We start from the raw sequence: 7,846 nt of genomic DNA, 5'->3' as shown, positions 1-7,846 counted from the left end.
GGCCTGACCCGCCGCAGCAGGCGGCGCGCCGCGAAGCCCGCGGCGCGGCGCTCGCGGCACGGCGCTCGCGGCACAACCGGAAGCACGTCGCGCCACGGGATCCCGTGGCGCGAGGTGCTTCCGGTTGTGCGCAAGCAGACAGAACCGCGGGAGCAGAACGGCACCGGCACCGAGAACGGCACCGGCACCGGCACCCGCACCGGCACCGGCACCGGAACCGGCCGCGCACCGGACGGGAGGCGCGTGGCCGGACCGCCCCGCGCCTCCCGTCCGGCCGGTCTGTTGCACCCGCGGTATACCAAGCCGTAGCATCGGCTCACCGCACCACCCCCACACAGGGCCACGACCGCCACCACCGGTCCGCCCGCGGCGAGCGCTCCACCGATGCAGCCCTGGCCGTCCGCTGCCGGCTGAGCCCCACTGGACCCGCACGTGAACCCCTCCCCCTTCGGTCTGTACGACCCTGCCCGCGAGTCGAGCGACTGCGGCGTCGGCTTCATCACCCGCCTCGACGGGGTGCCGACCCACGACGTCATCGTCCGCGGTGACGAAGCGCTCTGCTCGATCCCGCACCGGGGCGGCAAGTCCGCCGAGGGCGTCGGTGACGGCGCCGGCGTGAGCATCGACCTGTCGGTGGAGTTCTTCAGCGCGGTCACCGGCGAGGAGCTCGTCGCCGGGCACTTCGGCGTCGCGAACTGCTTCGTGCCGGCCGACCCCGACGAGCGTGCCGCCGCCGTGCAGACCGTGACCGACGCGATCGAGCACGAGAGCTTCACGCTGCTGCTCGTCCGCGACGTCCCCGTCGACCACTCGGTCGCCCGTCCCGAGGCCGAGCAGTACCAGCTGCCGATCGTGCAGTGGGTGTTCCGCGCGCCCGAGGGGTGGTCCCGCACCGACGTCGACGCCGCGGCGAACCGCGCCCTGCTCGCCGTCGAGCGCGTGTCCTACACGCAGGCGGCCGAGGCCCGAGCCCCGCACGCCGCGCTCTACCCGCTGTCGCTCAGTGCCCGCACGCAGATCCTCAAGGGCCGACTGAACTCGGGCGAGGTGATCTCGTACTTCCGCGACCTCACGGACCCGCGGCACTCGGTGCGCACGCTCTACTTCCACACGCGGTTCTCGACGAACACCGAGCCGCACCCGACCATGGCGCAGCCGTTCAGGTTGATGGCGCACAACGGTGAGCTCAACACCGACCGGAAGAACCGCCTGTCGGACGAGGCACTCGCCGCCGCCCGCACCCGCAGCATCGTCCGGCCTCCCGGACAGTCGGACTCGAGCCGGCTCGACCAGACCCTGCAGAGCCGCGTGTTCGACGACGGGCTCGAGATCGTCGAGGCCGTCGTCACGCTCATGCCGCCGGCGTGGGAGAACGACCGCACCCTGACGGCCGACGTCCGGGACATGCTCGAGTACTTCTCGCTGTACGAGGAGAAGAACGACGGCCCGGCCGCGGTGATCTTCAGCGACGGCGACGTCGTCGGCGCACGGCTCGACCGACTGGGGCTCCGTCCCCTGCGGACCGTGCAGACGGACGAGTACCTCATGGTGGCGTCCGAGTCCGGCCAGGTGACGTTCCCGGCCGACGAGGTCGTGCACCGCGGTCGCATCGAGGCCGGCGGCATGCTCGTCGTCGACCACCGCACCGGGTCGGTGATGCGCACGGACGAGGTCCTGCGGATGCTCGCCGCCCGTCGCGACTACGGGACGCTGCTCGACGCCGCCCGCGTGCACCTCGACGACCTGCCGGCGCCGGCGTACGACCGCGGCACCAGCACGCTCGGCTACGACGGCGACCTGTCGCTCGCGGGCCGCTACGTGGCGTACTCGCTGAACCAGGAGAGCTTCCGGTTCATGCTCGACCCGATGCTCGCCACCGGCTCGGAGCGCATCTCGGCGATGGGCTACGGCAACGCCATCAACGCGCTGAGCGACACCGAGGGCGGCATGGCGAAGTACTTCTCGCAGCGCTTCGCCCAGGTGACGAACCCGCCGCTCGACTCGATCCGCGAGGCCGACGGCATGTCGATGCGGGTCGCCCTCGGCAGCAAGCCGGACGGTACGGGCAGCGCGTCCGGCACGTCGAGCCGGCAGATCGTCGTGGACTCCCCCGTCCTCGGGCACCTCGACATGGTCCGCCTGCGCGACCAGACGATCGTGCCGCTCGAACGGTTCGACATGCTCTACGTGCCGGTCGTCGACGACGAGCAGGCGAACGCGGACGCCGTCCGTACCGCGACCGAACGGCTCGCCGGTGCCGTCGTGGCCTTCGCCGAGCGCCAGGGCGGGATCGCGGTCCTGACCGACCGCTCGGTGTCGTCGACGCACGCACCCCTCCCCGTGATCCTCGCCGTCGCCGCCGTCAACCAGCGGCTCATCGAGACCGGTCTGCGCCTGCGGGTGTCCGTGGTCGCCGAGTCCGGCCAGCTGCCGTCCTCGCACCACGTGGCCACCGCCCTGGGCTTCGGGGCCTCGGCCGTGTACAGCCTGTCCGCCCGGCTCCGCGCGGAGGAGAAGTACCCCGCCGCCCCCGCACCCGCCGGCGAGCTCACCGAGACGGATGCCGCCCTCCAGCGCTTCCGCAAGGCGGCCGAGAAGGCGCTGGCGAAGACGATGGGCCGCGTCGGCCTGTGCACCGCCGAGAGCTACATCGGCGGCGAGTTCTTCGAGCCGAACTACCTCGACACCGGCGACGACCTGTTCGCCCGGGTCTTCCCGCACATGGCCGCTCCGGTCGGCGGTGTCGGCTTCGCCCGCATCGCCCAGGCGTCCACCGAGTGGCACGAGCGCGCGCGCTCGGTCGCCACCGAGGGCCAGGTCCCCCTGCTCGGCCTGTTCAAGGAGCGGTCGGACGGCGCCGGACACTCGTTCGGCGTCGCGAGCGTCCGCGGCTTCGGCGGCATGACCGAGGAGCGCCCGGCCTTCGAGCGCTCCGGTGACTCCGACGCGCTGCGGCTGCTCACGCTCCGGCAGCTCGACGACTCGTTCGGCATCTCGGACACGGCGTACCGGAACACCGGTTACGACCGGCTGAGCGACGCCGAGATCGACGCGCACCGCATCACGCCGGGCTACGTCACGTTCCTGCAGACCACGCACGACGAGCGTTCCCGCCGCCCGGCGGCCCTGCGCGACGTGCTCGCCCTGCCCGCGGACGTCACCGGCATCGACGAGGCGCCGGACTTCGCGCGCGAGCTCGGCCGCTTCTCGACCACCGGGAACGCGAGCATCACGGTGCGCGGGCTGTCCGGCTCGCGGTCTTCCTCGGAGGACGCCCTGCCGGGAGGCACGACCCGCTTCACCCTGCGGCTCACCTCGACGGGGCCCACGGGCGCACTGCGCCACCGGGCCCTCGCGGACGGGCTCGCCCTGCTGCACCCCGGCACGGTCGACGTCGACGTCGTCGCCGACGATCGGGTGACGCTGCGCGCCACCGGTGCGGCCGCCGACCTGCTCGGCCTGCTGCAGCAGGCACCGGCGAGCGTCGACGTGGCCGAGGTCCAGCCCGCGCACGAGATCACCCGGACCCTGGCGTCCGGTGCGATGAGCCACGGCGCCCTCGTCGCGACCGCACACGAGGCCGTCGCCCACGGCACGAACATGGTCGGCGGCATGTCGAACTCGGGCGAGGGCGGCGAGCACCACTCCCGCTACGGCACGATCCGCGGCTCGCGCATCAAGCAGTTCGCCTCGGGTCGGTTCGGCATCTGGGCGGGCTACCTGGCCGACCCGATGCTCGAGGAGCTCGAGATCAAGATCGGCCAGGGCGCGAAGCCCGGCGAGGGCGGGCAGCTCCCCGCACCCAAGGTCACGGTGGACATCGCCGCGGCCCGGGGTGGAACGCCCGGCGTCGAGCTCATCTCGCCGCCGCCGCACCACGACACGTACTCGATCGAGGACCTCGCGCAGCTCATCCACGACTGCAAGGCCGCCCGGGTCCGCGTGGTCGTGAAGCTCGTGTCCTCCGAGGGCATCGGCACGATCGCGGTCGGCGTCGCGAAGGCCGGCGCGGACGTCATCAACGTCGCGGGCAACACCGGCGGCACCGGCGCCGCGGCCGTCACGAGCCTGAAGTACGCCGGACGCTCCGCGGAGATCGGTGTGGCCGAGGTGCACCAGGCCCTCGTCGCGAACGGCCTGCGCCAGAAGGTCACGCTCCGCTGCTCCGGTGCGCACCAGACCGGCTCGGACGTCGTCACGAGTGCGCTGCTCGGCGGGGACTCGTTCGAGTTCGGCACGACCGCGCTCATGATGCTCGGCTGCGTGATGGCGAAGAACTGCAACGTGAAGTGCCCGGCGGGCCTGACCACGAACGCCGAGGCCTTCGAGGGCGACCCCCGAGCGCTCGCGCAGTACCTGCTCAACATCGCGCACGACGTCCGGCAGATCCTCGCGCGACTCGGCCTGCAGTCCCTCCGCGAGGCCCGGGGTCGCACCGACCTGCTGCAGCTCCTCGACCACCCGGCGTCCGTCGGCCGGCTGGACGTGCGGAACCTGCTCGCGCAGGTGCCCGAGAAGGTCGTCACCGACCCCGAGTACCTCGAGAAGGACTACCGCACCGACGACGCCCTGATCGACCAGGTGCGGGCCGCGCTCGTCGACGGGCACGAGCACGCCCTGACCGTGGACGGCATCGGCCTGGGCAACGCCGACAAGTCGGTCGGCGGGCAGCTCGGGATCGACGTCGAGCGCCTCCTCAACCACGAGCTGCGGGACGTCGACCTGTCGGGCCACCCGGCGGTCACCACCGACGACCGCGGTCGTCGTCGCCTGGTCGACGGCGCGGTGACGGTCCGCACCCACGGCGCTGCCGGGCAGTCGTACGGCGTCTTCACGAACGACGGCACGACGCTCGAGCACACCGGCACGGCGAACGACGGTGTCGGCAAGAGCCAGTCCGGCGGACGCATCGTCGTCCGTGCCCCGGGCGGCGGGAGCGCCGAGCGCGGCGGCAACGTCCTCGTCGGCAACTTCGCGCTGTTCGGCGCCACCGGCGGACGCACGTTCGTCGAGGGCGAGGCCGGCGACCGGTTCGCCGTCCGGAACTCGGGCGCGACGGCGGTGGTGGAGGGCCTCGGCGACTTCGGCTGCGAGTACATGACCGGCGGCGCCGTGCTCAACCTCGGCGGCTACGGCAAGGGCCTCGGCAACGGCATGTCCGGCGGGTTCCTGTACCAGTACGACCCGTCGGGAGCGGTGACCGAGCGCGCGAGCACCGACTCGCTCCTCGTCTTCCCCGTCACGGAGACCGAGCGCGGTGCGTTCCACGAGGCCGCGGCGAAGCTGCTGCTCGAGTGGCACCTCGAGGCCACCGGGTCCGCCCTCGCCGAGCGGCTGCTCGCGGACTGGGCGACCACTCGCGAGCACGTGTTCGTCGGGATGCCGCGCGCGCTCCTGCTCAGCCAGGACGCCGACGAGATCCTCGCCGCCGCGACGCGGAACGAGCTCCTCGACGAGCTCGCGACCTCGGTGGCGACGGACAAGCTCCGGGCGTTCAAGGTGGACTACCGCGACCAGCGGACGGTGCTCGACGGCCGCGCCCCGGCGCTCGGTGACCAGGGCGAGGACACGTTCTCGCTGCTGTCGTCGTACACGGTGCTCGGGGTGGCGCAGGACGTCGCGCAGGAACGTGTGCCGGGTGCCGCGCCGAGCGACCCCCGGGTGACCGAGGCGGTGCGCAACCTCGTCCTGACCGAGGACTTCCAGGTGAAGCAGCGCGTCGTCAAGTACCTCCGCGGCACGTTCGACCGGTTCGCCGACGACGAGCTCGCGACCCTCATCGCCGTCAAGCGGCTCGACGACGCCAAGCGTGCCCTCGCACAGCGGAACAACCGCAGCGCGGACATGCCCGGCACCACGGGGTGGATCATGCACCAGAACGCCAAGAACGCCGGCCGTGTCCGCGCCGCCCGCTTCGACGAGCTGCTCGCGACCGCGGCGCTCGAGGACATCGCCGCCCGCGCCCCGCAGGCCCCCGTCGAGGCGGTGTCGGCATGAGCACGCTTCCCCCCACCGGGCAGCTGATCCCCGTCGACGCGCCGTTCTCGGCAGCGCAGGAGTCGTGGCTCGCCGGGTTCATCGCCGGCATCGCGGCCGCGGGCAAGCGTGCCACCGGCGGTGCCCCGACCACGACGGTGGACGTGCTCTTCGGGACGCAGACCGGCAACGCCGAGTTCCTCGCCGACGAGCTCGTCACCGGCGCGAAGGCCCGCGGGCTCGGCGGACGGGCGACACCGCTCGACGCCGTGACGCCGGAGCAGCTCGCCGGCATGTCGCACGTGCTCGTCGTCACCTCGACGTACGGCGAGGGCGAGATGCCCGACAACGCCGGACTCTTCTGGGACGCGGTCCAGGCCTCGACGGTCCCCCGGCTCGAGGGGCTGCAGTACGCGGTGCTCGGGCTCGGCGACACGAGCTACGACGAGTTCTGCCAGGCCGGGAAGCTCCTCGACCTGCGGTTCGAGCAGCTCGGCGCGACCCGCATCCACGACCGCGTCGACTGCGACGTCGACTTCGAGGACCCCGCGGCGCTCTGGAGCGCGGCGGTCCTCGACCGGCTGGCGGCCGAGGCCGGAGCGCAGCCCGGGGCGGACGGCCCCGCCGCAGCCGCGACCACGTCGTCCGCCGCAGCGGGCGCGTCGGAGGCGGGCCGCGCCTCCCGGCCGGGATCGCAGTGGAACAAGCGCAACCCGTACCGAGCCCCGCTCGTCGTGAACCGGCTGCTCTCCTCGCCGCGCAGCGCGAAGGAGATCCGGCACGTCGAGTTCGACCTCGGCACCTCGGGCATCGAGTACCGCGCCGGCGACGCCCTCGCGGTGGTACCGCACAACGACCCCGCGCTCGTCGACCAGCTGCTCGAGCACCTCGGGGCCGACGGGGCCGCCGTGTTCGACGGACGGCCGCTCGCCGAGGTCCTGCGCACCGAGCGCGAGATCCGGACGCCGTCGAAGGACCTCGTGGCCGACCTCGTGCAGCGCGCACCGGCGTCGGAGCTCGCGGCGGTCGTGTCGCACGGGGACAAGCACGAGCTCGACCGGTGGCTCTGGGGCCGCGACGTCCTCGACCTGCTCCGGGACGCCGGTACCGCGGCGCCGTCGATGGAGGAGCTGCTCCCGAACCTCCGCGGGCTGCAGGCGCGGCAGTACTCGATCTCGTCGAGCCCGCTGGCGCACCCGGACCGCATCCACCTGACGATCGCGTCCGTCCGCTACGGCGACGCGCGCCGGTCCCACGCCGGCGTCGCGTCGACGTACCTGGCCGACCGGGTGCAGGCCGACGGTGAGGTCGACGTGTACCTCCAGCCGAACGCCGCGTTCGGGGTCCCCGCCGACGGCGACGCCCCGATGGTGATGATCGGCCCCGGCACCGGCATCGCCCCGTTCCGCGGGTTCCTGCACGAGCGGGCAGCGGCCGGTGCGACCGGGCGGAACTGGCTGTTCTTCGGCGACCAGCACCGCGAGACCGACTTCGTGTACGAGGACGAGCTCACCGCGATGCAGGCGTCGGGCGTGCTCACCCGGCTCGACCTGGCGTTCTCGCGCGACCAGGCCGAGAAGGTCTACGTGCAGACGCGGATGCGCGAGCAGGCGGCTGAGCTCTTCCGGTGGCTCGAGGACGGGGCGCACGTGTACGTGTGCGGCGATGCCTCGCGCATGGCGAAGGACGTCGAGCAGGCGCTCCTGGAGGTCATCGCGACCGGTCGGGGCCGCGGGGACGACGACGCGCAGGCGTACCTGGCGGACCTGCGGCGCGCGAAGCGCTACGTCCGCGACGTGTACTGAGCGGCGCCGCCGCCGAGGCGTGCCCCGGCCGCCGAGGGACCGACGGCCGGGGCACCCGAGGGACG

At 73.0% G+C, this 7,846-nt stretch carries 2 protein-coding genes and 1 pseudogene; all 3 read left to right on the top strand.

Going from position 1 to position 7,846, the window contains the following annotated elements; translation table 11 throughout:
• A pseudogene (locus tag ACH0A8_RS15485) lies at positions 1-309 on the top strand (hypothetical protein); the annotation flags it as partial.
• A 123-nt stretch (positions 310-432) separates the two neighbouring features.
• Complete coding sequence (locus ACH0A8_RS15480; protein WP_406907501.1) at positions 433-5,997, top strand: glutamate synthase-related protein; 5,565 nt, start codon at positions 433-435, stop codon at positions 5,995-5,997.
• On the top strand, positions 5,994-7,781 hold the full coding sequence (locus ACH0A8_RS15475; RefSeq protein WP_406907500.1) for a sulfite reductase subunit alpha: 1,788 nt from the start codon (positions 5,994-5,996) through the stop codon (positions 7,779-7,781). The genes ACH0A8_RS15480 and ACH0A8_RS15475 overlap by 4 nt, the downstream gene beginning before the upstream one ends.
• Positions 7,782-7,846: the final 65 nt, after the last annotated feature.

It is taken from the genome of Curtobacterium sp. 179-B 9B NHS (genome assembly GCF_045370965.1).
Lineage (GTDB): Bacteria > Actinomycetota > Actinomycetes > Actinomycetales > Microbacteriaceae > Curtobacterium.
The sequence above is the reverse complement of the archived record's forward strand: the minus strand, read 5'-3'. Positions and strand labels throughout refer to the sequence as shown.